Here is a 24,935-nt window from a genome sequence, read left to right as displayed (position 1 = left end):
TGCGTAGTTGTAAAAGATTTTTCTTTGTCAGCCATCAAGAGCTTCCAGCTGGACATGGACTATGCGCTTGGTTTGCGGCACTCACCATCGTATTTTGAGACTCAGTTTTTGAAAAAAAAGCAAACGTGTAATTTGAACGCGCATAGAATTTAGCTCTCTCTTGTGGTGATACAAGTTCTGGCTTTTTTTGTTCTATACAAGACTGATTTTTTAGATAAGCCCTTAGAGAAAGCACTACTCCATGAGTGATGGCACTTAAAAACAAGACGCTCATCAGTAAGAATGAGGTATCCTTATCTTCATGTCTTTCACGAAAAGCCCCTACTACGAGCGCTGCATTTTTGGGTCCTTTTCTTAAACCAGAAAAGAATCCATCTAGAATAAAAAGGCTATTTTGAAAAACTTGTAGTGAAATATAGGGTTGAATTTTCGATAAAAACCCCTTTACTTCTTTATCTGTTTCCTGATGACTAATCGTTTGCTGAATTTGCCATTGGGTAATTGCATAAGTAATTAATCCAATTAAGCAAGCCGACACAAGGGTAGCATAAATGATTGGTAACGCGACAAGACACGTTGCTGGCAGAACACTCGCTGCTAAAAAAGCGATACGGCTAATAACGAAAATAGTAAACGAAGCGTTTTTTGCAGCAGATAAAATAGCTGAAATATAAGTGGGTGTAATCAATCGAGCAAGAGCAATTTTTTTGATAATTAATGCTATTTCATTTATGTGGTGGTTCATTTCCTCTGGGGTACTTGAGTGTTCTAATTCCATCTCTTTATTGTATAACGCTAATTCAATCTTATTCTGGTCTATAAGAAGTGCATTCTGAAATGCATATTCCTCATGAATAAAAGCAGCCAAGCGTACAACAAAATAGATTGCACAAAATGCCACCATCACATTAAACAATGCCGGTGTAAGGCTAAAGGCTCCCACAATACCTATGTATAAACCCAGGCTATCAATAGTGCTTTGATAAATAGAAGAAATTAAGAGACTGGCTTTTAACCGTTCTGATTTTCTTATAATTTGTTCACGTTTAAGTTTAATATCTTCTTTAGATAAGGAAGCTGCTTCAATCTCTTTCAATAAATTAGCATTTGCCTTCATTATATTTTTGCGCTGACTAAGTAAACTCCTCTCCCAAAAGTGATTAGCAATTGACAAACCACTAATCAATAAACTGCAGGGAACAAGTAATTGACTTAAATTCGATTTATCAAAATTCGTCTCAAGTAGCTTGAGGGTGCCAAATACCAGCCTATTACCATCTTTTAAGTCCTTGATTAGATCTCGACAATAAGGCCATATAATGGCTATATATCTTTTTAATATGTTTTTATCATCACTTTTAAAATGATTACCCAGCATGGAAAACACAACTAATGTAGTCGTATTTTGTAATAATACCGCCATACCTACTGGCTCGATCACCCAATCCTCCATGGACTCTGAAGAGGGACACATGGCAAAAGAGTATTTGAGGAAACTATAGGACAAGCTTAAACCATCCAAAGCGCCATAAAGTGCATAGATATAGCTTAGCCAGGATGTTTGATTATTTTTCGTATTATTAATTTCAACAGTATATTCCTTGACTGTAAGTTGCGGGGTTATTATTTTATAAATAAAGGTGTTTTCACCTGGCTCATTTATTTTATTGTCCGACATCGTCTAACAGCTCTCATAAATTTTTAAATTTTGAATATTTTATACTCAAAATGTTAACAAATTATTACGTAGCCCTATTTTGGTTACTCGGCGAATTGCCTCAAATTATCTGTTGCCGAAGGATGACGTAAATAAGTCCATAAATTGCTTCGTTGCCTCAATATGGCTGTTGCCGAGCGAGAGGAACAGAAATGGGGCAAGTGAATATGGATTTGTATCTAAAAATACAGCGTATCCGCTATCAACGAGGCAATAGAGCGTTAAAAAAACGCATTCTGGATGAATTTTGCGAGACGCATCATTATCATCGCAAAGCAGCAGCTCGTTTATTAAGACAGTTACCCATTTCTGATAAAAGTCCGAAGAAAGTTGGAAAAAAGAAGACCTATGACCCATCCATATTGCTGGAGCCTTTAAAAAAGATATGGCTTGGCACGGATCAGATGTGTGGTAAACGATTAAAGAGAGCTCTTCCCTTATGGTTACCTCATTATCAAAATCATTATGAGCCTTTAGCGGCGGAGATATCCTCTCAACTGCTAACCATGAGCGCTGCTACAATTGATCGCTTACTCAAGCCTGTTAAAACTCGCTATGGAAAAGGCTTAAGTGGAACAAAGCCTGGAAGTATTCTCAGGAATCAAATTCCAGTCAATACGAATCAGTGGAATACTAACGAAGTGGGTTTTATGGAGGCCGACAGCGTTGCGCATTGTGGAGCATCACTAGCCGGTGATTTTGTTTGGTCTATTACGCTGACGGATATTTTCAGTGGCTGGACAGAAATGCGGGCCACTTGGAATAAAGGAGCTCATGGTGTCTTGGGGGGTATTCAAGACATAGAAAAAAATTTACCTTTTGAAATCAAAGGGTTTGATTGTGATAACGGCTCAGAGTTTCTCAATTGGCATCTCATTCATTATTTTACTGAGCGGGACCCACAAAAAGCAGTTCAATTTACTCGCTCTCGTCCTTATAAAAAAGACGATAATGCACATGTTGAACAAAAGAACTGGACTCATGTGCGTCAACTGTTTGGTTATCATCGTTTTGGTAATCCAAAGCTCGTTGAGCTTATGAATGACTTATATTCTAACGAAGTCTCCTTGTTATTTAATTTTTTCTATCCTTGCATTAAGCTCATTGACAAAGTACGAATTCAATCCCGTGTAATCAAAAAATATGATCAACCCCAAACGCCCTATCAGCGACTGATGACGTCGAATGGTCTTACTCTCGCTCAGAAAACAAAATTACAAGAGACCTTTAATACACTCGACCCGTTTGACTTGCAAAAAAAGATTCAAAAAAAGCTAAAATTAATATTTAGATTAGTGAATATTCAACATGTAAAACAAAGAAAGGCTCTTTAATGAAAGTCTTATTCAATATTGTAAAAAGACAGGAACATAAAGCCTGTGGATATGATGGACGAGTCCTTCGGACCAGCCTGTGCCCTATGGGACGTGTGGACAAAACCATGAATAACAAAAAGACGTTATTCACAGTTATTGCCCACACTCACAGGCTTCTCGCCCACACACCCACCAGGCTCAATAGCAATTATTTTTTAATCGCAACAAAACCTCTCAAAAGCAACACCTATTCTGAGGCAACGACTCAGTATATTTTTTGTCCTTCGGCAACAGGTTCTATTGAGGCAACAGGTCGGACGATAACTCGCCATTCGACTTGTTCTCAAATTCGAAATAGCTTTAAAATTAATCATAGGGGTTAAAACTACGATTCGCGATCTGTGATTTTTTCTCTTTTATTAAATTTCTCTACCGTGATAATATCAAAAAATATAAGGAATCAAGCAGTCGATACATTATGTTTCAGCCACGATTTGCAATCTTAGTAGTAATAATTTTGTTATCAGCTTTATATAGAATTATTCCGCATCCATTTAATTTTACGCCAATTGGCGCCATAGCATTATTTGCGGGGGCAAAATTTTGGGATAAACACGTGGCCGTTTTGGTCACCTTGCTTTCAATGTTATTAGCTGATCTTTATTTAGGGCTATATAATTCCATCATATTCACCTACCTAGGGCTGTGTTCTATGGTGTATATTGGTACTGTAATTCAAAAAAAAGAAAGCCTTATAAATATTGTAATAGCAGGAGTAACGGGCTCACTTGCGTTTTATGTTATTAGTAATTTTGGCGTATGGTTATTATCCGGGATGTATGATCATACAATGAATGGATTAGCGGAATGCTATTTGTTAGCAATACCATTTTTACAAAACAGTCTGAACAGTACATTATTTTTTAGTTTTCTTTTTTTCTCCATTTTTTATCTATTGGAACAAAGATATCCATTACTCAAAACAGGAAACACAATATGACAGAAGTATTTGCAACTTATAAGGATATAGACTCTTCAATCCTTATAGGATTACCGAATCCTGCCAAAGAAGCATATGAAATCAAAATTAAAGTACCTGAATTTACTTTTCTGGGCATGAAGCAACAGCCTGATTTTGCAACCATTTTTTTGACCATGTATCCGAATGAGAAAATAATTGAATTAAGATCATTAAAAAATTATGTCTATCAATTGCGAAGTATAGTTATTTCATATGAGAGACTTATTAATGTGGTTTATGACCATTTATATACCACCTATAAACCCGCACGTCTTCGTTTAGTAATGAATTTTAACCCTCGCGGTGGTATTAGCTCCAAACTAACCATCGACTCAGATTGGAAAATAAGAGGTGGTGCCGATATTTATAGTAAATGGAATGAGCATGATAACAGCTGGATTAATGAGTACGATAGCAGCTGGATTAATGTCTAATTAAATAGCTCGTTTCACTTCTATTTCTGTTAGCGAAGCCTTGATTTATGAAAAAATCTAGAAATTATGATTTATTGCATCAATTACTAAAGGAACGGATTTTGTTTCTAGATGGTGCAATGGGTACCATGATACAAAAACACCAATTAAAAGAAGAAGACTACCGCGGTGATAGATTTTATAATTGGGAGTGTGACTTAAAAGGAAACAATGATTTATTGTCCCTAACACAACCTAAAATAATAAAAGACTTGCATGATGCCTATTTAGAGGCTGGCGCTGATATTATTGAAACGAATACTTTCAATGCTACTCGTGTGGCCATGGCTGATTATAAAATGCAAGATTATTCTGCAGATATAAATTATTTTTCAGCAAAAATCGCACGTTCATCCGCTGATGAATTTACTATAAAGACGCCTAATAAACCAAGGTTTGTTGCAGGGGTGATTGGCCCAACTAATCGTACATGCAGCATTTCGCCGGATGTAAATGATCCGGCTTTTCGTAATATTAATTTTGTACAATTGAAAGACTCCTATCTAGAATCAATAACGTCACTTATAAACGGTGGTGTAGATATATTATTAGTAGAAACTATTTTTGATACGCTTAATGCAAAAGCTGCAATATTCGCGATTTCTGAATATTTTGAACAAAACAATATTATTTACCCTGTTATGATCTCTGGTACCATAACAGATCGATCTGGCCGGACTTTAACAGGTCAAACTACAGAAGCATTTTATAATTCATTAGAGCATATAAAACCTTTATCCATAGGTTTAAATTGTGCATTGGGTGCAGAGGATCTGCGACAGTATATTGTGGAAATGTCGAATATAGCAGAGTGTTATGTTTCAGCCCATCCGAATGCTGGCTTACCCAACCAATTTGGTGAATACGACGAATCCCCTCCTAAAATGGCAGAGCAGCTAAAAGAATGGGCGGATAGTGGTTTAGTTAATATAATCGGTGGTTGTTGTGGTACAACACCTGAACATATAAAAGCAATAATAGATACAATAGGTAATACACCAGGCCGTAAAATCCCCCATATTTCCGTTGCATGTAGATTATCAGGTCTTGAAGCATTAACTATTGATAGCAATAGCTTGTTTGTTAATGTTGGTGAGCGTACTAATGTCACTGGGTCCGCAAAATTTCTAAATTTAATTAAGTCAGGTGATTACGAGGCTGCATTATCCGTTGCAAGACAGCAAGTAGAAAACGGGGCTCAAATAATAGATGTAAACATGGATGAAGGAATGCTGGACTCAGCTGCAGCGATGACACGTTTCCTAAATTATATTGCTTCTGAGCCAGATATTAGCAAAGTACCCATTATGATTGATTCGTCTGATTGGGATGTCATAGAGTCTGGGTTAAGATGCATCCAGGGCAAGGGGATCATTAATTCAATTTCATTAAAAGAAGGTGAAGAAAAATTTAAAGAACAAGCTAAATTAGCAAGACGATATGGCGCAGCTGTGATTGTTATGGCATTTGATGAACAAGGACAGGCAGATACTATACAAAGAAAATACACCATATGCGAGCGCGCATATAAAATATTAACGAAGGAACTCGAGTTTCCAGCTCACGATATTATCTTTGATCCTAATATTTTCGCTATTGCAACTGGAATAATAGAACACAACAACTACGCTGTCGATTTTATAGAAGCAACAAGATTAATCAAAAAGAACTTACCCTATGCATTAGTGTCTGGCGGAGTGTCTAATGTATCTTTCTCGTTCCGGGGTAACAATACTGTTCGTGAGGCTATTAATTCATCATTTTTATATCATGCTATTAATGCAGGCATGGATATGGGGATTGTTAACGCAGGACAACTAACTGTATACGATGATGTACCAAAAGAGTTGCTAGATGCGATTAATGATGTTGTACTCAATACATACAAAGATTCTAATCATGGGACTGATCAATTACTTTCTTTAGCAGATAAATATAAAAAAAATACCGAAACCACGGTAAAAAACGAAGTAGAATGGCGTAAGCTTAGTACTAATGAACGCCTCCTTCACGCATTAGTAAATGGCATTAATGAGTATATTGAACAAGATACAGAAGAAGCTAGAGTCCTATTGAACTCTTCCTTAAAAGTAATAGATGGTCCATTGATGGATGGAATGAATGTCGTTGGCGATCTATTTGGTAATGGCAAAATGTTTTTACCGCAGGTAGTAAAATCAGCAAGGGTAATGAAGCAAGCAGTTACCTATTTATACCCATTTATCGAGAAAGAAAAACTTACCAGTGGAAAATCAAAGTCAAATGCCGGTAAAGTATTAATGGCTACTGTGAAAGGCGATGTTCATGATATCGGTAAAAACATTGTCAGCGTTGTACTACAGTGCAATGGTTTTGAGGTTATAGATCTAGGTGTAATGGTCCCTTGCGAGGTTATTTTAAAAACAGCGAAAGAGCAAAACTGCGATATTATTGGATTATCTGGACTAATTACACCCTCATTAAATGAAATGGTCCATGTTGCTAAGGAAATGCAACGACAAGGATTTGAATTACCATTAATGATAGGTGGCGCAACCACCTCGAAAAAACACACAGCAATAAAAATTGCACCTAATTATAATCATTGTGTTGTACACGTTAATGATGCATCAAAAGCTGTTGGTGTAGCTCATAAATTGGCGAATAAAGAGACTCGTATAGAGTTTAAAAAACAAGTTGATATAGATTATGCAAAAGTAAGAGAAGATTTTGAACGACGATCGAATAGAAACGAAACGATGCTCTCATTAGAGCAAAGTAGGGAAAACAAGTTTAAAACAGATTGGAGCAAATATAAAATAACTATCCCAACGTTTACTGGCATAAAAGTATTTGATGATTTTGACTTGGCTTCCCTTGTTGAGCGTATTGATTGGACGCCATTTTTCTTTACTTGGTCTCTACATGGTTCATATCCGAAAATTTTTGATAATGAATTAATTGGAAAAACAGCACAAAAATTATTTGATGATGCTCAAATAATGTTGGATAAAATAATTAAAGAAAAGTGGTTGCAGGCAAAAGGGGTCATAGGTTTTTATCCTGCTAATTCGGTGGATTATGATGATATTGAAATTTATTCTGACAGCAACAGAACCAAAGTCATTTACAAATTACATCATTTGCGCCAGCAAACGAATAAAAAAAATCAGCACCCTAATTTTTGCCTGAGCGATTATATTGCTCCCAAAGAAACAGGAGTAATCGATTATATGGGGGCATTCGCAGTGACTGCAGGCATTGGCATCGATAAGCATGTAAAAAGGTTCGAAGAAAACAATGATGATTATTCAGCAATTATGTTAAAGGCTTTGGCAGATAGATTTGCGGAAGCCTTTGCAGAACGCATGCATGAATTAGTCCGAAAAAAATACTGGGGTTATTCAAGCACAGAGTCTTTATCTAATAAAGAAATCATAAATGAAGAATATCAAGGTATCCGGCCTGCTCCAGGGTACCCTGCTTGTCCAGATCATACTGAAAAGAAAACGCTCTGGGCAATGTTAGAGCCCGATAAAAATATTGATTTAACCATCACTGAAACTTATGCCATGTTACCAGCATCTTCGGTATCTGGTTGGTATATTGCACATCCTGAATCCAGGTATTTTGGTATTGGTTTGATTGGTCAAGATCAAGTAATTAATTATGCTCGTCGCAAAGCCTTAACTTTAGCCGAATCTGAAAAATGGTTAGAGCCTATACTAGGGTACTAGTTCAGCAGACCCAGTTATTCCACCAGCCACTGGGCCCGTCGCCGCATCTCTTCACTCCGGGATAATCGCTTATGACCTGACTCATCCTTCCAGTATTCCCGTTGGTGGATAAACGGTAATATCATCACTTGTTTTAAGTAATTATCCTTTTCCCTCGCATATCCAGGAACACCGATATCGATTTCTTCCTGGGAGACTCCTAAGCCGATCGTTCGGTGCAACCTGTCCCAAACCGAAAAAACAACGGAGTAGTTCGAATCCGTCTCTCTCCTGAAATTAGAGTGATGAATGCCATGCATCCTTGGCGTCACGAAAATAAGGTTGAGTGCTCGTTCCAAACGCAACGGAAAACGCAGGTTCGAATGATGAAAAAAAGTGCCAATCTGAAATATGACTTCATATATCACAAAAGTACCCGCCGATACGCCAATGAGCGCTACCTGAATAGCTCGAAAGACAGTGGAAAGCGCCACTTCTCCTGGGTGAAACCGGAACCCTGTGGAAACATCAAGATCAGGATCGATATGATGTGCGTTGTGAAAACGCCAAAGGAACGGAATCTTGTGGTTGGCAATATGCCAATAGTAGAAGCTAAGATCTAACAGAAAAAAACCGGTCAAAGCTTCCCAAAGACCCGTGAGTCTAAACCACTGTATTAGTCCGAACGATGTCCTGGCGGTCCAACCGAGAAAAAAGCTCGTCGTTGGGCGTATAAGCAGAAAGGCAACTGTAAAGGTAGTAATAGAAACTGCAATATTGACAGTCAGACGGGAAAACGTGTCTCTTTTGCGCTTCCTGAGGGGAAACATTCTTTCCAGGAAAAACAAAACAAGTGCGAATCCAGCCGCAATGAATATTCCAGTCAATGCTTCATCCTTTTCAATTCAATTTATTTAGGAACGTTCCCTAAGATATACTACTTAAAATTATTAATGAAAAATACAGGAGTAGAAATGTTAAAACAATCAAAAGCGTTTAGTGGATTTTCAGTGAACGATCTCGAAAAAGCCAAGTCATTTTATGCTGACACTTTAGGCTTGAATGTAACTGAAGAAGATAAAATGGGATTGATATTACACCTGGCGACTGGCGCTGACATTTTTATATATCAAAAACAAGATCATCAACCGGCTACTTTTACCATTTTAAACTTTCCAGTGGACAACATTGATAAGGCTGTAGACGCACTGACAGATAAAGGGATTAAATTTGAACAATATACTGGGGAATTGCAAACTGATCAAAAAGGGATTTTCAGAAGCCGATCTAAAAAAGAACCCAATATTGCTTGGTTTAAGGATCCAGCAGGAAATATATTGTCGGTACTTGAAGAATAATCAAGTCGCCCGGGATTGACTAAAGGGCCATTTTCTTAGGCAGAAGTTGGATATATGATTCATGCATTGAAAGAAGGCTTTGAGTTTTGAATTTACTTAAATCTGATTGTCGCTAACGCGTCAACCAGGCTACATTTTTTTAATTTTTTCATTATTTCTCGAGAAATAAAAATTATTCTATAGATTGTAATTCTTTTAACTCTTTTTTCAGTTTAGCAATTTTAGCTTTGCGACATTCCTTAACATCTTTTGTAGCAATTGATACACTGTTTACAGTTTTTCCATATAATACAGGTTTCATACAAGCAAACCAGAACGATTTATCACCAATACCTTCATCAGTGTAACCTGCACTTCTGCAAGCATCTGCAATAGCATCGCATTGTTTGTTGGATAAATCATCGGTGTCAAAAGTGCCGGCGAATGAGGCTTGAGTTAAAAATAAAGTGAAAGAAGCGATAATGATAGAATGCTTACGCATAGTTGAATATCCTTTTCATATGTTAGTCCAAAATTGATATTAGCATGATTTTCTGGGAGCGAGTACTCTGCTGCTCATTAGTGCATAAGAGACAGTTGCTTGCAACCAGACCACGCTTGCTGCTACTTTTTTTTCTTATTAGAAAAATAAGAGTATGTCCCTTGAGAAGTAGCAGCATCGCAATATCGATTTAAAGCATGAATATAAGTTGCCGTTCGCATATCCGTTTTATACTTATCCTTTAAATGACAAATGTTTTTGAATTCTTGAGATATTTTCTCATGCAATTCTTTATGAACTTTTTTTAAACTCCAATAATAACCGTATTTATTCTGAACCCATTCAAAATAGCTGACAGTGACGCCACCTACATTCGCCAAAATATCTGGCACAATTAAAGTACCTTTTTTATTGAGAATCTTATCAGCATCAACCGTAGTGGGGCTATGTGCAAGCTCGACAATAACAGATGCTTTTATCTTTGTTACATTTTCTTTGGTAATTTGGTTTTCAATTGCTGCAGGAATTAAAATATCTACATCGAGCTCGAGTAATTTTTCCTTAGAAATTTGCTTTGCATTCATTATTTCGCAAACTGATTCCTTGCAATAAACTTCGGTAACTGATTTAGCACTTTTTTTAGCTTGAATTATTTTGGGTATATCTAACCTTTCTTCTTGAAAGATACCACCTTTTGAATCACTCACAGCCACAATTTTATATCCGTCTTGATGTAGCAATTCAGCAACCGATTGAGCCACATTTCCAAAACCTTGGATCGCGACACGTGTTTTTTCTACGTTCCATCCGCGTTCTTTCTCAAGTTCTTTAATACAATAATAAGCACCGCGCCCTGTAGCACCTTCTCGCCCCTGGCTTCCGCCCAATGGAATAGGCTTACCAGTGATAACAGCAGGGGAAGCATGGCGAACGATATTAGAATATTGATCCAGCATCCAACTCATAATCATAGGATTAGTATAAAGATCCGGCGCAAGGATATCTTTTTCTGGACCAATATAATCGGCAATAAGATCAATATAATTTCGGCTTAACCGCTCTAACTCCATGGGAGACAATTCTTTGGGATCTATACTAATACCACCTTTAGCTCCACCAAAAGGAATTCCTACCACAGCACACTTCATTGTCATCAAAAAAGCAAATGCTTCCATCTCTCCCATATTCACCGAAGGGTGAAAACGAACCCCTCCTTTTGTTGGGCCACGTAAGTCATTGTAGTGTACTCGAAAGCCATTAAATATTTTTAAGCTTCCATCGTCCATGCGAACAGGAACAGAAACTTTCATGCAAAGTTTAGAGTGTTTTAATTTTTCTACGACTTCCGGATCAATTTCAGCATAAGAAAAAGCCATATCAAGTCGAGATAAGGCTTCCGTATAAATATTGGTTGTCATCATTCCTCCTGAAATCCTAATCCATTAATAAACAAACTCCACTCGCAATCACATTGATTTGCCATAAACATAACGTGTTGGAGGATGAGGGGCATTTAAGCAAGTGTAGATACTGTCTTTAAAAGCAAGCAACATTTTCATTAAAAGGTTGTTTATTCTTTAAGACACCGAAAATGATGTGAGCTAATTTACGCATCACGGCACAAATGATTGTTTTCGGTGTTTTGCCTTTAGTTTGCAGTTTATTGATAAAAGGCAGAAGAGACTTGTTGTAACGTTTGGCAACTAAAGCAGCCATATAAAGAGCTTTTCTTAATCGACTATCTCCAAGTCTTGAGATGGTCGTTTTGCCAATAAGAGATCCGGATTGCTGTTGTTTTGGCGTAATGCCCATATAAGCAGCGAATTGTTTAGCTGTTTGAAAGCACTGGATGTCAGGTATTCGAGCCAGCACATGATAGGCGGTGAGTTTGCCTATTCCCTTAATGGAAAGTAACAATTCGAATTTTTCTTTAAGCTGCTGATTATTGTTAATGAGTTCATCAATTTGTTGTTGAATACGCTTTATTTCTTGCTCAAGCTTCTCAATCATTTTCTTTAAGCTTTTCTGTGCCGCATGACCTCTAATGCTATGCAGTTGATTGGTTAACTGAATAACCTGAGCTTTCAGCATATCCAAGACTTTGGTTAACTCTCTTATTTCTTTTTGCTCAGCAGAGTTGGATTGATAAATGCGTGGTTCCATACGTTGACCAAATTGTGCAATGATTTTGGCATCAATCCTATCATTTTTATTGCGTGCCAAGGAGGCTTTAGCAAAGCTCTTGATTTGAAAGGGATTAACCACACTGACACGAATTCCTTTCTCAGCTAAGAAATCAGCCAGTCCCTCACTGTAATGGCCAGTCGCTTCCATACAGACCCAAGGAGATATCGTGTATTGCTCAAGCCATTTGAGGAAAGCTTTGTATCCCTGTTCGTTATTAGAAAAAACAGCATGCTTGCATGCGATTATTGATTTCCAGGGCACTATCAAATTTATCCTTAGCAATATCAACACCTACAAATTCATATGCACTCATGCTAATCTCCAATGGCTGTAAAAAATACTTGAGGTTATATTTATCATTGACCAAGCTTGCGAATACAGGCTTACTTTGATGGAGCGGCCTAAGATACTGTTCGGTCGATTGATAAGCGGGGAGAAGGTCCTAATCTACACCTCAGGCTTTATGCCTTGCCTGGTTACAAGATCTCTTCTCCCATCTCAAGTGCCCTTGAGATTAAGCATTTCTGCCTACTTTTTAAAGATACAAGCCTGGTTGGCGCGTTTGCGACAACCGGGTGACCCCCTCCCACCTGTTGCCTCAATAGAACCTGTTGCCGAAGGACAAAAAATATACTGAGTCGTTGCCTCAGAATAGGTGTTGCTTTTGAGAGGTTTTGTTGCGATTAAAAAATAATTGCTATTGAGCCTGGTGGGTGTGTGGGCGAGAAGCCTGTGAGTGTGGGCAATAACTGTGAATAACGTCTTTTTGTTATTCATAGTTTTGTCCACACGTCCCATAGGGCACAGGCTGGTCCGAAGGACTCGTCCATCATATCCACAGGCTTTATGTTCCTGTCTTTTTACAATATTGAATAAGACTTTCATTAAAGAGCCTTTCTTTGTTTTACATGTTGAATATTCACTAATCTAAATATTAATTTTAGCTTTTTTTGAATCTTTTTTTGCAAGTCAAACGGGTCGAGTGTATTAAAGGTCTCTTGTAATTTTGTTTTCTGAGCGAGAGTAAGACCATTCGACGTCATCAGTCGCTGATAGGGCGTTTGGGGTTGATCATATTTTTTGATTACACGGGATTGAATTCGTACTTTGTCAATGAGCTTAATGCAAGGATAGAAAAAATTAAATAACAAGGAGACTTCGTTAGAATATAAGTCATTCATAAGCTCAACGAGCTTTGGATTACCAAAACGATGATAACCAAACAGTTGACGCACATGAGTCCAGTTCTTTTGTTCAACATGTGCATTATCGTCTTTTTTATAAGGACGAGAGCGAGTAAATTGAACCGCTTTTTGTGGGTCCCGCTCAGTAAAATAATGAATGAGATGCCAATTGAGAAACTCTGAGCCGTTATCACAATCAAACCCTTTGATTTCAAAAGGTAAATTTTTTTCTATGTCTTGAATACCCCCCAAGACACCATGAGCTCCTTTATTCCAAGTGGCCCGCATTTCTGTCCAGCCACTGAAAATATCCGTCAGCGTAATAGACCAAACAAAATCACCGGCTAGTGATGCTCCACAATGCGCAACGCTGTCGGCCTCCATAAAACCCACTTCGTTAGTATTCCACTGATTCGTATTGACTGGAATTTGATTCCTGAGAATACTTCCAGGCTTTGTTCCACTTAAGCCTTTTCCATAGCGAGTTTTAACAGGCTTGAGTAAGCGATCAATTGTAGCAGCGCTCATGGTTAGCAGTTGAGAGGATATCTCCGCCGCTAAAGGCTCATAATGATTTTGATAATGAGGTAACCATAAGGGAAGAGCTCTCTTTAATCGTTTACCACACATCTGATCCGTGCCAAGCCATATCTTTTTTAAAGGCTCCAGCAATATGGATGGGTCATAGGTCTTCTTTTTTCCAACTTTCTTCGGACTTTTATCAGAAATGGGTAACTGTCTTAATAAACGAGCTGCTGCTTTGCGATGATAATGATGCGTCTCGCAAAATTCATCCAGAATGCGTTTTTTTAACGCTCTATTGCCTCGTTGATAGCGGATACGCTGTATTTTTAGATACAAATCCATATTCACTTGCCCCATTTCTGTTCCTCTCGCTCGGCAACAGCCATATTGAGGCAACGAAGCAATTTATGGACTTATTTACGTCATCCTTCGGCAACAGATAATTTGAGGCAATTCGGTGGAAGAACTTGAAGATCGAATGTTAATAATTCATTAAGCTTAATCTTTTATAATCCCATAAAATTATTAATTGACTTATCTCATTGCATAGATTAATTGACGATCTAAATCATTTTGAACAGTATCTAAAGGGCGCCCACTCTAAATCCCTTAAGAAACACTTGCGCTATTATAATTATCGCCTCGATGAATTAAAGACGAATTATCATGGCACTCGCATTCATTCAGATCCCCAAATTCTCGCAAAGGTTAAGGCTTTATTAAACCGTTTAAATATTCCTCCTTCTAACTGGGAAAAATATTTAAACCTTACTCTTTATGAATTGCTTCTGAAATTAAATCGTGAAGAACATCCTCAAATTTCTTATATTTTAAAGTTAATTGATAACAAAACAGCTATACGAAAGCTCACGCTGTTTATATATGGCGGAACATTCATATTCTTTGTGGCATCTATCTTATCTGCACCGGTTTTCGCACCCGTGCTCTCTGCACTGGGAATATTATTAACCTCAGCACGAGGTTTGCCTGTCTTAGGGCTAGCATACACTGTAATAAGCAGCGCTGTAATTTTTTATCAAAATCAGGTTGACGCAAAAAGAACATTATTGAACAGAATCCATGACAATTTTATTCTTTTAGTAAAAAGCTCATTAAATATAACCGGCTACATTTTTTGGATGATTGCCGCTACACCAATGACACCCTTAGTAGCTGGACTATTTGTAGCAGCATCAGCCGTTGATGTTATCAAAGAAATAACTGACTTAACCCAAAGCTATTCTAAACATAAAAATCGGCCATCCATACACGAATCCTCTCAGCTACTCATTCACCAGACTTATGCCCGAAATGAGTATGGTTTTCGTAAGCATAGAAACGCTTTGATCATTAATCTTATTACTTCAATTCTATTGCTTGGAATTATGGCTGCCTGGTGTTTTCTACCTCCAGCATTAATTCTAACCGTTGGATCAGTTGTCGCAATTGGAGTGGTGTTTGGAATAAAATGTCTATTGCACAAGTTTAATGAAGCAAGAGTAAGAGAGCAACTGCAAATTGAGTTAAGCAAGATAGAACAAGACTATAGAACCACTGATAATAACGATGCACTGGACGTCTCACCAGCTCTGTCTTTGCTTACCTCCTCGGCACCCTCTAACGACGAGGGTAACATAATACAAACTCCTGAGGTACAGTTAGAACGAAAAGGCAGCCTTGGACCTTTCCGCAGACCAGTTGAAGAGTATCAACCACATTACTCTAACAATCAAATTCAATTATGGTGAATATTTTTTCTGTTATTCTAGTGTAGCGAAGAATCTCCTGGGTTTGGCTGAGAAATGCGATGCTATAAATTAAAAAACCAACATGTTATTCTCTTAAGTATATTTTTTAAAATAAGACCTTAGCTGAGATGAACAGACATCGCTCGGGATGACACGTTAAAGGATTAAAATATGTATGTCTTTCGCCGTTTGGGTTTACATACTATAAAGTTTATTTATTCCCTAGTGTTGATTTTTCGTTTTTTCGGGCATTTATGTCATAGCCTAAAAGATGTGTTATTTGGTGAATTATCCATTGCCTGGGGAAATATGGTGGAAATTATCTATTATTCCGGTGCCCGGCTAGTGATTCCGCTCGTATTTATTTGTGCATTGCTTGGTATATCGGTTTCGCAAACCGTTTACATTCTCCTTAGTCCTTTTCATTTGCACCATAAAGTACTACCCACTGCGCAAAATGTTCTTACTCATGAAGTATTGCCTTTATTACTCGGTTTTATTTTATGTATCCAGGCAGCCTTACATCTAATCAATACAAGGGTACGAAGGTATCGACAGAATCCTGAGGAAGTCATTCTCGAGCATGTTTGGCCAATCATCACTGGAATGAATATCACGTCTTTGCTGTTGTATACTTACACAGTTGTCACGATTTTAATAAGTTTTTATATCACTTTCCGCTACATGTTGTCCTATACCACTTATGATTTTATGCTGCACATAACAAGTGCAACCACCATCTATGATCTCATTTACTCAGCGTTTAAGACCTTAATTTTATGTGCCGTTGTGAGTTTGGCCGCTGGCTATTATTATTATGAAGCAGCTGTTAGGCATCTATCCTTAAGAAAAGCAGTGTCTCGAATCATGACTCGCAGCTTATTCTGGCTAGTAGTAGTCAGTGTGTACATTACATTTATGATCTAGGACAAAAATGCGTCACGAACGATTTTATACATTGGTGGGTGTCTTTGTGGTTGGTGCTCTTTGTTTGATGCTTCTGGGCGCCGCCTTTTTTTATGAAGAGTACAAACGTGCCCAAGTGCAAACCTTTGTTATGTTTTTCAAAGGCTCACTCAGGGGATTAACAGCCGCAGCACCTGTCACTTATCGTGGTGTTAAGATCGGTGAAGTCAATCTTATTGAAATAACGGAAAATAAGGCCGGGACGAATGTCAGAATTCCTGTATATGTGCAATTTTTCGTTGAGAAAACCTTTGGCTTTAGCCAAGACCCAATACGTCTTCTAATTAATAATGGTTACATTGGCAATATAAGCAAACCCAATTTACTAACCGGTGTCGCAGAAGTAGAGTTGATAAAATCATCTTCACCAAGGAAGTTCAAACAGACTTATTATCATGGCTACCCTATCTTCCCTACTCAAAATATCATTGAGAAATCCACAAGCATTGATGAGGCATTAGACGCTGCCAAAAAGACACTTCAAGACATCAGTGAATTGGTACGCTCACGAGAAGTCCGTGACACGATTGAAGCAGCCCATAGAATGGCTGAAAGTCTCGATAGATTAGCTTATAGCCTAAATCAAAATGTGCCCAGTGTTGTGGCTTATCTCGATCAGAGCTTAAAGCAAATTTCTAATGCGGCTTATTCCACTCAAAATTTAATGGATTATTTATCAAGGTACCCAGAATCCTTGCTACGAGGTAAACGGTGAAAATAACTAAAATAACTTTGCTGTTAACACTGAGTTTTCTCCTTCTTGCTTGCGGACGTAGCAAGGAAGCGCAGTTTTATCTATTAAATCCTCTTCCACCACAAAAACAAAACGGTCAGCCCTACCGTTACCTACAAATAGGAATCGATGAAATAAATATTCCTCCATATACTGAAAAACCACAATTGATGATTCATTGCACACCCCATCGTCTAGAGCTGGAAGAATATCATCAGTGGGCTGAGGCACTCGATAAAAACATAACACGGGTTGTGGAAACGAATCTTTCCAATTTACTGCCCGGAGCCATTGTCGAAAGTTCACCGTGGAACAGTCGATTCAAACCTGGCTATCACTTGCAGATTGATATTTCGCAGTTGGACATTGATGTTCATGGTTACAGCTCCCTCGCAGCTGAGTATCTTATCTATCATGAAGACGAACTTGTTAAAAAAGGAACCGTCTATTATCACACCAAAGTCCCCGTGGTTAACATTGAATCGCTTGTAATTAGCGTGAATACTAACCTTAGTTGTTTAACCCAGGAAATTGCGCGAGTTTTTGCACGTATGAGTATCAAAGATAAATAAATCATTCGATCTTCAAGTTTTTAGGGACGTTCCCTATTGTTTGGGTTTTTTAGAACATCGAACTACCGTGGTTTTGACCACGGTATCCATGGTTCATTGAAGATCACTAGATACCGTGGTCAAGCCACGGTAATTCGGTTTTTAATCTATCAACTTGAAGATCGAGAAATCAATTTAAAGTTGAAGTTCATCTTCAAAACCAAAAAAGCGCAGATCCTGTAATCTTTGGGGAAATAAAATACCGTCAAGATGATCACATTCATGCTGAATAATTCTTGCATGGAACCCTTGGGCAATGCCTTCAATCCTTTTCCCTTGTGGGTCGAAGCCACAATAGGCGATTTTATTATAACGAGAAACAAGGCCTCTTAAGCCAGGAACACTTAAACAGCCTTCCCATCCATCATTCATGTCGGTAGACAGAATTTTTAGAACAGGATTAATTAATATTGTAAACGGAACAGGTTTTTCCTTAGGGTAACGCTGACTCTTTTCAAAGCCAAACATGATCACGCGTTTATTACAACCGATTTGTGGAGCAGCAATACCCACCCCACCCTTCTCTTTCATAGTGTCTAACATATCCTGCAGCAAGTCAGTCAATCCGGGATAAGAACCTCCTTGATGCTCAAAGTTCTCAAGAGGGACCGACGAGATTGCCAATTGCCTATTACCCATTTTTAAGACCGGTTTACTTGACATCGCTTTCATTTCCTCTGTGTAACTTAGATCTTTCAGGCAGAATACAGTAATTTTAGGTTTTTTATTTAAACTTTCAACTTATCAGAGAACGTTCCTAAGTATTGCAAATTTTACGGCACGTAAAAATTTATGTAGAATTAAAAATTAGTACACAAATGACTTAAAAATAAGAAAATGAGCGCTTTATCTTATCGCACAATTTCCTCTGTGGTTCTTTCATTCATTTTATTGCTAAGCACCCTATTCCTCACAAACTGTATGGATCTTGCCTCACAGACCCCTTCCAAAAACAAAGAAGGAGCAAAATACAAGCCAGGACAAGTTTATACCATGCGTGGCTTGGGCGGGGTATTTAGTACTGGGATGAATCGCCTAGAAAATACCTTGGATAGGCAATACAAAGTTAGAACAGCGAGTACCATATGGTACAAAGCCAACAAATTAAGCGACTATATCATTGCGCATCGCAAGAACAAGACCCTGAATGGACCTATCATTTTGATAGGACACTCCCTGGGAGCTAACGAACAGATTAAGGTTGCACAAAACCTCTATCGCGCCCATATTCCTGTGGATTTGCTGATCACAGTGGATGCAGTAGCACCCGTTGAAGTTCCCCCCAATGTCAAATATGTTCTTAATCTTTACAAACCTGCTTTAGTGCCGTTGTTCAGTGGACTTAAAATCAAAGCCGTTGATCCAGAATTTACATATGTAAATAATTTTGATGTTTCTAAGCTTAAAGATACTTATGTAAATCACTTTACGATTGACAAGAACAAAGAAATTCAGAAAATAATGCTCGAAAACGTGCTAGCGGTAATAAATAAGACGAATAAAAAGCATGGTTAGCCTGGAAACGATAAAAAGAAGCGCTTATAAGGTTAACTAGTCCGTGAATGTGAGAGTGTTTATCGAACCGTGTCATCCCCGCGTAGGCGGGGATTCCATCCTTGATTAAAGCCTCGTGCCATTCCAGAATGGATTCCCGCCTACGCGGGAGTGACACGGTTTAATGAACAGTTTCGTGAATGTTGTTTTTATGATGAAAATATCTCCGAATGCCTTGAAAATTTGTATCATTGGTGCAGGCCCCTCTGGAATTGCTGCCGCAAAAAACCTCCTTCAAGAAGGGTTGTATAATATCACGGTCTTCGAGAAGAATTCTCAGTTAGGTGGTAATTGGGTTTTCGACGAAGAAAATACGCACTCAAGCATTTATGAAACCACGCATATCATTAGCTCTAAGCGCTTGTCTGAGTTTGAAGATTTTCCCATGCCTTGGGAATATCCGGATTATCCATCTCATGTCCAGATACTAAAATATTTTGCAGATTACGCAGAGTATTTTAAATTACATCAATTTATAAAATTCAATTCAACGGTGGAGAAAGCCTACCCCGTTGAAAACAATCGATGGCGAGTCATTTACCGAGATGAGAGAGGGCAATTTGAAGCTGACTTTGACTATCTATTGGTAGCCAATGGACATCATTGGGATCCCTTATCGCCTCAGTACCCTGGTGCGTTTCTAGGTGAAACACTGCACGCTCATCAGTATAAAAAAGCGGCTCCCTTTAAAGATAAGCGAGTACTTGTAGTCGGTGGAGGCAATTCAGCATGTGATATTGCCGTAGAAATTTCCCGCATATCCCCAAAAACATGCATTAGCATGCGTCGAGGTCAACATATTTTTCCTAAATTTATCTTCGGCAAACCAACCGATATCCTTTTCTCCAAAATCAATTGGATTCCGTTGGGATTGAAACAGCACCTGGCTAAGGGGGCCATTCGTATACTCCAGGGACGCTATCCCAAATATAAATTACAAAAACCCACCTGTAAGCCACTAGAAATTCATCCGACCATTAATTCTGAGCTTCTCTATTTCATAAGGCATGGGAAAATTCTCCCTCGCGCAGGCATTGAGCGCTTTGAAGGAAATACTGTTCACTTTGTTGATGGACGGAACGATGATTTTGATGTGGTGATTTTTGCAACGGGTTATAAGATAAGTTTTCCATTTTTTGATAAGGAATTAATTGAATACAGCACTAAAACAGATATCTCACTTTACCGCAAAATGATGCATCCAGAATTTGACAACCTATATTTTATTGGATTGGTGCAACCCCAAGGCTGTATCTGGCCCCTTGCTGATTATCAAGCCAAAATTGCTGCGAAAATCATTGCCGGCACTTTGCAGCGACCAGCCAATTTGGTGGATAAAATCAAAAAGGAAATCAAGCAAACACGTCGCAACTATAAAGGAAGCATCAGGCATGCCCTCGAAGTCGATTATCTAGCATTCCGCCGTTTGCTGTTGAAAGAGTTAAAGAAAGAGAAAAAGTAGCCTGGGTGGAAGCCCGAAGGGCTGAAACTCGGGTTTCATCTGAAACTCGGGTTTCATCTGAAACTCGGGTTTCATCTGAAACTCGGGTTGCGTTTCACCCAGGCTACTTGCTGTAATTTCCTTTTTATGATCCTGGATGTTCGCTAAAGCGACCATCCAGGCTACCATAGGTGTAAATGTATTTAGCAATAAGAGCTACTTCCTTGAAACAAGATTTGCTAAACAACGCAAATAGTCTCCGGCAACATCTAACCCTGTTTCTTTAGTGATTTCTTGTAAACAGGTTGGACTCGTGACATTGATTTCTGTTAGATAATCACCAATCACATCAATCCCAACAAAATACAATCCTTTTTCACGCAGCGTTGGCTGAATTTGTTCACAAATCCAACGATCTCTATCTGTAAGTGCTACCACTTCGCCACGAGCTCCAGCAGCAAGATTCCCACGCAACTCGCCTTTAGCAGGAATACGCGCCAATGCATAGGGCACCGGATCACCGTTGATAAGCAAAATTCGCTTATCACCTGAGGTCTTGATTTCAGGAATATAATGTTGAGCCATAATGCTTACCGTTTGACTTTTAGTAAGCACTTCCAAAATAACCGATAAATTAGCGCCTTTTTCATCAACATGAAAAACAGAGGCCCCCCCCATTCCTTCAAGTGGTTTAAAAATGACATTATTATGCTCTTCCCAAAATGCTCGCAGTTGCGCAATATGACGACTCACTAAGGTTGGGGGACAACATTGAGGAAAATTTAGCGTAAAAAATTTTTCATTGGCATCACGAAGACTTTGAGGCTTATTGGCAATGAGAACCCCTTCTTTTTCGGCTAAATCCAAGGCATAAGTCGCATAAATGTACTCCATATCAAAAGGGGGATCGCGCCGCATAAGAATAATATCAAATGTGCTTAAGGGTTGCTCTGAAGCTTCTCTCACGTCTGCCCAATGCTTACTTTCGAGATCCCCAATACGAATTCCATGCACGCGCGCATGAGCACGCCCTAATCGACAATATAGATCCCCTTGCGTGAAATACACACAATCCCATCCTAAGCTTTGCGCAGCTTTAATCATGGCAAGCGTTGTATCCTTATAGGGTTTTAATTTATCTAAAGGATCCGTTAGCACCGCAAGTTTCATTACAGAGCTCCTAGCTTATATTAGTATTATTTAATCGCAGCGATTTCTCTTGCAGCCGCTAATGCCGCAAGTCGCGCTATCACACCATAAGCGTAGAAACGATTCGGGCAATCAACCACATCCAGATCCCAACGCGGGGTATTACAAGCTTGCGCGAAAGCCAGCGGCTCAAAATGCATCCCTGGAGCATTCAAATTTTCATTGCTACCACGACCTTGATGGACACGATAGAATCCTCCAACAACAAATTGACCAATCATGTAGACCACTGGTTCAGCAACAGAACCGTCCGGCATGGTTTCAAATGTATAGACTCCCTCTTGCACCATGACACGATCAACTTTACGACCTCCCTTACTTGCTGCCATACGGGTACGCTGTTTGCGATTCAATTGCATTAGCTCCTCCCCCTCATGAACCATCATCACACTCATACCATAGGTGCCATTATCCGCTTTAATGACAGCAAAAGGTTTTTCTGTAATACCATAGGTGGAGTATTTATCTTTTATTTGCGAAAGCAATTTTTCAGTCTCAACTGCTAGCATTTCAATTCCTTCTTGTGCCATAAAATCGATATCATCAACGGCAGTAAAATAAGGATTAATCAACCACGGATCTAAATTGACCAATTTGGCAAACTCAGACGCTACTTCGCTAAAAAAATAAAAGTGATTAGATTTTAATCTGTTGGACCAACCGAGTTTCGCAGTCGGTTGGATTTGCTGTTCCAAGTCTTGTAAGATCCCGGGCACTCCAGAGGATAAGTCATTATTCAGTAGCAAAGTGCAGGGATCAAAATCAGGTAATCCCACACGATTGCCGCGTCGCATGATAGGTTCCAAAAGCAACGTCTTGCCATTATCAAGACTAACTTCCTGCGGTGTTATAACCTCAGGGTCCAAGCTACCAATACGCACCACAAAGCCTGCTTGTGTAAAAATATCTTGTAAAACGCTTAGGCTTTGTAAATAAAATCGATTACGTGTGTGACTCTCAGGAATCAATAACACTTTCATGCAACTAGGAACTGAATCAACCATTACGGATTGAACAGCCTGGACACATAATGGCAAAAAATCACGATTGAGGTTGTTGAAACCCGCTGGAAATAAATTCGTATCCACAGGGGCTAATTTGAAACCCGCATGACGCAAATCAACAGATGAAGTGATAGAAGGCGGTGTTTCCAGCCATTTCTCCCTAAACCAAGCTTCAATTGTCGCTATTTGATTTAAAATAACTTTCTCTACATGATGTAGGGGGCCGCAATGTGCAGTAGTCAAATGAGGTACAGGAACATCACTAGCTTGCATGCTCTCTCCTGAGAAAAATTATCAAGCGATGGTAACCCAGGTTCGCCTACGAAGCAAAGATTGAATTTTTCTTTACCCAGATTTGGAGATTCTTCACTACGCTCTAAACGATAAGCAGTGATACAATCCCTTAATCCGCATTACCGTGGCTTGACCACGGTAATGCGATTTTCTAAAACTCAAGCAATAAAAACTTGAAGAATTAAATTAATTTTATCACGTGGGAATGATTAAAGTTGTGAATTCTCAAACATTACGTGCCTTACTGCTATTAACATTATTGGGATTTATCTGGGGATCCGGCTACACGCTCGCCAAATATGCTATGACCAATGGTGTATCTCCCTTGGGTTATGCTTTTTGGCAATCTTGTGGCCCGGCACTCTTGCTAACAGGACTTTGTTTGCTCAGTGGCAATGGCCCTTTTTTAAATTTACGTTACTGGCCTTATTTTCTTATTTGCGGGTTAATAGGAATCACCATTCCAAACACCAATATGTATTTCATTGCCAGTCATATACCAGCGGGTCTCTTAGCCGTTCTGGTAAATACTGTTCCATTATTCGTATATCCAATGGCGTTATTCGCCAAACAGGAGCATTATGATGGTTGGCGAGTTCTCGCCATAATGATAGGTCTTATTGGTATATTGATGATCATTGATCCAACGATGCAGGGTTTATTATCCAGCTGGTCTCTTCTTGCCCTAATTAGTCCTTTTGGATTTGCTCTTTGTTCAATTTATATCACCGCCAAGCAACCATCTGCATTGAATGCCCTTCGAGGTGCCAGCGGGATGTTAATTGCTTCCAGTCTTTTGCTCTTGCCCCTGGTGCTGCAACAACATGCATTCTACCCCCTTACACTTCCTTTGAGCACACCACAGCAAGTCGTTATTTTAGAAATCATTTTATCGAGTATTGGTTACTTATTATTTTTCAAGCTTCTCAGCATGGCTGGGCCGGTTTTTTATAGTCTAACAGGCGGAATAGTTGCACTGACGGGTTTATTTTGGGATTTTGTTGTATTTGATGCGCTTCCAGACAAAACGAGAGCTTTGGCCAGTCTGTTAATTATTTTTGCTCTTTTTCTGCTATCATGGCGGCAATCCAGACAATTGCAGGAGGCTAGATGACGATGACGGAATTTATCCAACAATACCAAGGCCCAATACAAACATTTCAGTACCTTTTGCTGTTAATTAATGCGTTATTGCACGTCTTATTTGCCGGGGCAGTTGCGCGTGACGCTGGCAACTTATATCAAGTTGGGCAGCGACCGGCTTTAGTATCTGCGGCCACCTGGGCCTTTGCCACCTTAATTGGAGGGGTGATGACTGCAACCATTTACTGGTTTATTCACCATTCGACACTCACAAGGCCGTTTGTTAGAGAGAAATCTTATGATTGAAAATCCAAGGAATGGCAAGAGATAAATAC

24 protein-coding genes are annotated in these 24,935 nt (G+C 38.9%); 14 read left to right on the top strand and 10 right to left on the bottom strand.

Translation table 11 applies throughout. The annotated features are described in order from the left end of the window. Nucleotides 1-34: 34 nt before the first annotated feature. Nucleotides 35-1,678 carry a hypothetical protein gene (locus CKV79_RS03290; protein WP_028373915.1) on the bottom strand — a complete coding sequence of 548 codons (1,644 nt, stop codon included), beginning with the start codon at nucleotides 1,676-1,678 and terminating at the stop codon, nucleotides 35-37. A gap of 191 nt (nucleotides 1,679-1,869) precedes the next feature. On the opposite strand from CKV79_RS03290, the gene CKV79_RS03285 reads away from it, so the two are divergent. The 5 genes from CKV79_RS03285 to metH all read left to right on the top strand — a co-directional run bounded on the left by CKV79_RS03285 (nucleotide 1,870) and on the right by metH (nucleotide 8,243). After that, nucleotides 1,870-3,051: an integrase gene (locus tag CKV79_RS03285; protein ID WP_095141685.1), complete on the top strand. Its 1,182-nt coding sequence runs from the start codon at nucleotides 1,870-1,872 to the stop codon at nucleotides 3,049-3,051. Next, on the top strand, nucleotides 3,051-3,416 hold the full coding sequence (locus CKV79_RS03280; protein ID WP_095141712.1) for a hypothetical protein: 366 nt from the start codon (nucleotides 3,051-3,053) through the stop codon (nucleotides 3,414-3,416). Before CKV79_RS03285 ends, CKV79_RS03280 begins: the two co-directional genes overlap by 1 nt. 95 nt (nucleotides 3,417-3,511) lie before the next feature. Then, complete coding sequence (locus CKV79_RS03275) at nucleotides 3,512-4,033, top strand: DUF6580 family putative transport protein (RefSeq protein WP_035916277.1); 522 nt, start codon at nucleotides 3,512-3,514, stop codon at nucleotides 4,031-4,033. Then, nucleotides 4,030-4,488 (top strand): preQ(1) synthase, encoded by a 459-nt coding sequence (locus CKV79_RS03270; RefSeq protein ID WP_051546283.1) that lies wholly within the window; start codon nucleotides 4,030-4,032, stop codon nucleotides 4,486-4,488. Before CKV79_RS03275 ends, CKV79_RS03270 begins: the two co-directional genes overlap by 4 nt. Nucleotides 4,489-4,535: 47 nt before the next feature. Continuing rightward, nucleotides 4,536-8,243, top strand: coding sequence for a methionine synthase (metH, locus tag CKV79_RS03265; RefSeq protein WP_035916279.1), 3,708 nt, complete (start codon nucleotides 4,536-4,538; stop codon nucleotides 8,241-8,243). 14 nt (nucleotides 8,244-8,257) lie between these two features. Here the strand turns inward: metH and CKV79_RS03260 are convergent, their stop codons facing one another. Next, nucleotides 8,258-9,109, bottom strand: a complete 852-nt coding sequence (locus CKV79_RS03260) for a sterol desaturase family protein (RefSeq protein ID WP_028374230.1) — start codon at nucleotides 9,107-9,109, stop codon at nucleotides 8,258-8,260. 87 nt (nucleotides 9,110-9,196) lie between these two features. Between CKV79_RS03260 and CKV79_RS03255 the strand changes: the two genes are divergently transcribed. Next, a complete protein-coding gene (locus tag CKV79_RS03255; protein WP_028374231.1) occupies nucleotides 9,197-9,580 on the top strand; it encodes a VOC family protein in 384 nt (127 codons plus the stop codon). Nucleotides 9,581-9,752: 172 nt separating this feature from the next. Here the strand turns inward: CKV79_RS03255 and CKV79_RS03250 are convergent, their stop codons facing one another. The 5 genes from CKV79_RS03250 to CKV79_RS03230 form a co-directional block, all read right to left on the bottom strand. Further along, nucleotides 9,753-10,061 (bottom strand): hypothetical protein, encoded by a 309-nt coding sequence (locus tag CKV79_RS03250; protein WP_028374232.1) that lies wholly within the window; start codon nucleotides 10,059-10,061, stop codon nucleotides 9,753-9,755. A gap of 122 nt (nucleotides 10,062-10,183) precedes the next feature. Continuing rightward, complete coding sequence (locus CKV79_RS03245) at nucleotides 10,184-11,479, bottom strand: Glu/Leu/Phe/Val family dehydrogenase (RefSeq protein ID WP_028374233.1); 1,296 nt, start codon at nucleotides 11,477-11,479, stop codon at nucleotides 10,184-10,186. 118 nt (nucleotides 11,480-11,597) lie between these two features. After that, entirely contained in the window at nucleotides 11,598-12,509 is a 912-nt protein-coding gene (locus CKV79_RS03240; RefSeq protein WP_157737126.1) for an IS110 family RNA-guided transposase, read from the bottom strand. Between the two features lie 267 nt (nucleotides 12,510-12,776). After that, the gene (locus tag CKV79_RS03235) at nucleotides 12,777-13,133 is read right to left on the bottom strand and encodes a hypothetical protein (protein WP_095141708.1); all 357 of its coding nucleotides are present in this window, start codon (nucleotides 13,131-13,133) and stop codon (nucleotides 12,777-12,779) included. Then, nucleotides 13,133-14,314: an integrase gene (locus CKV79_RS03230; RefSeq protein WP_095141685.1), complete on the bottom strand. Its 1,182-nt coding sequence runs from the start codon at nucleotides 14,312-14,314 to the stop codon at nucleotides 13,133-13,135. Before CKV79_RS03230 ends, CKV79_RS03235 begins: the two co-directional genes overlap by 1 nt. Nucleotides 14,315-14,577: 263 nt before the next feature. On the opposite strand from CKV79_RS03230, the gene CKV79_RS03225 reads away from it, so the two are divergent. The 4 genes from CKV79_RS03225 (at nucleotide 14,578) to CKV79_RS03210 (ending at nucleotide 17,976) form a co-directional block, all read left to right on the top strand. After that, nucleotides 14,578-15,705 carry a hypothetical protein gene (locus CKV79_RS03225; RefSeq protein ID WP_131796085.1) on the top strand — a complete coding sequence of 376 codons (1,128 nt, stop codon included), beginning with the start codon at nucleotides 14,578-14,580 and terminating at the stop codon, nucleotides 15,703-15,705. A gap of 171 nt (nucleotides 15,706-15,876) precedes the next feature. Continuing rightward, on the top strand, nucleotides 15,877-16,632 hold the full coding sequence (locus CKV79_RS03220; protein ID WP_028373554.1) for an ABC transporter permease: 756 nt from the start codon (nucleotides 15,877-15,879) through the stop codon (nucleotides 16,630-16,632). Nucleotides 16,633-16,699: 67 nt separating this feature from the next. After that, nucleotides 16,700-17,386 (top strand): MlaD family protein, encoded by a 687-nt coding sequence (locus CKV79_RS03215; protein ID WP_028373555.1) that lies wholly within the window; start codon nucleotides 16,700-16,702, stop codon nucleotides 17,384-17,386. Continuing rightward, a complete protein-coding gene (locus tag CKV79_RS03210; protein WP_028373556.1) occupies nucleotides 17,383-17,976 on the top strand; it encodes a PqiC family protein in 594 nt (197 codons plus the stop codon). The genes CKV79_RS03215 and CKV79_RS03210 overlap by 4 nt, the downstream gene beginning before the upstream one ends. Nucleotides 17,977-18,150: 174 nt before the next feature. Here the strand turns inward: CKV79_RS03210 and def are convergent, their stop codons facing one another. Then, on the bottom strand, nucleotides 18,151-18,678 hold the full coding sequence (def, locus tag CKV79_RS03205) for a peptide deformylase (RefSeq protein WP_028373557.1): 528 nt from the start codon (nucleotides 18,676-18,678) through the stop codon (nucleotides 18,151-18,153). Between the two features lie 174 nt (nucleotides 18,679-18,852). Here def and CKV79_RS03200 point away from each other — a divergent pair, with 174 nt between their 5' ends. Then, nucleotides 18,853-19,530: a lipase family protein gene (locus CKV79_RS03200; RefSeq protein WP_028373558.1), complete on the top strand. Its 678-nt coding sequence runs from the start codon at nucleotides 18,853-18,855 to the stop codon at nucleotides 19,528-19,530. A 190-nt stretch (nucleotides 19,531-19,720) separates the two neighbouring features. Further along, nucleotides 19,721-21,031, top strand: a complete 1,311-nt coding sequence (locus tag CKV79_RS03195) for a flavin-containing monooxygenase (protein WP_095141844.1) — start codon at nucleotides 19,721-19,723, stop codon at nucleotides 21,029-21,031. A 195-nt stretch (nucleotides 21,032-21,226) separates the two neighbouring features. Here the strand turns inward: CKV79_RS03195 and gshB are convergent, their stop codons facing one another. Together gshB and gshA are read right to left on the bottom strand one after the other, a co-directional pair. Then, nucleotides 21,227-22,180, bottom strand: a complete 954-nt coding sequence (gene gshB, locus CKV79_RS03185) for a glutathione synthase (RefSeq protein ID WP_028373561.1) — start codon at nucleotides 22,178-22,180, stop codon at nucleotides 21,227-21,229. A gap of 26 nt (nucleotides 22,181-22,206) precedes the next feature. Then, nucleotides 22,207-23,496, bottom strand: coding sequence for a glutamate--cysteine ligase (gene gshA, locus CKV79_RS03180; RefSeq protein ID WP_028373562.1), 1,290 nt, complete (start codon nucleotides 23,494-23,496; stop codon nucleotides 22,207-22,209). Nucleotides 23,497-23,734: 238 nt separating this feature from the next. Between gshA and CKV79_RS03175 the strand changes: the two genes are divergently transcribed. Beyond that, entirely contained in the window at nucleotides 23,735-24,631 is an 897-nt protein-coding gene (locus CKV79_RS03175; protein ID WP_231950197.1) for a DMT family transporter, read from the top strand. 2 nt (nucleotides 24,632-24,633) lie between these two features. Further along, the gene (locus CKV79_RS03170) at nucleotides 24,634-24,906 is read left to right on the top strand and encodes a hypothetical protein (protein WP_035915706.1); all 273 of its coding nucleotides are present in this window, start codon (nucleotides 24,634-24,636) and stop codon (nucleotides 24,904-24,906) included. Nucleotides 24,907-24,935: the final 29 nt, after the last annotated feature.

Source organism: Legionella lansingensis, from assembly GCF_900187355.1.
Classification (GTDB): domain Bacteria; phylum Pseudomonadota; class Gammaproteobacteria; order Legionellales; family Legionellaceae; genus Tatlockia; species Tatlockia lansingensis.
This window is presented reverse-complemented; position numbering and strand designations above follow the sequence as displayed.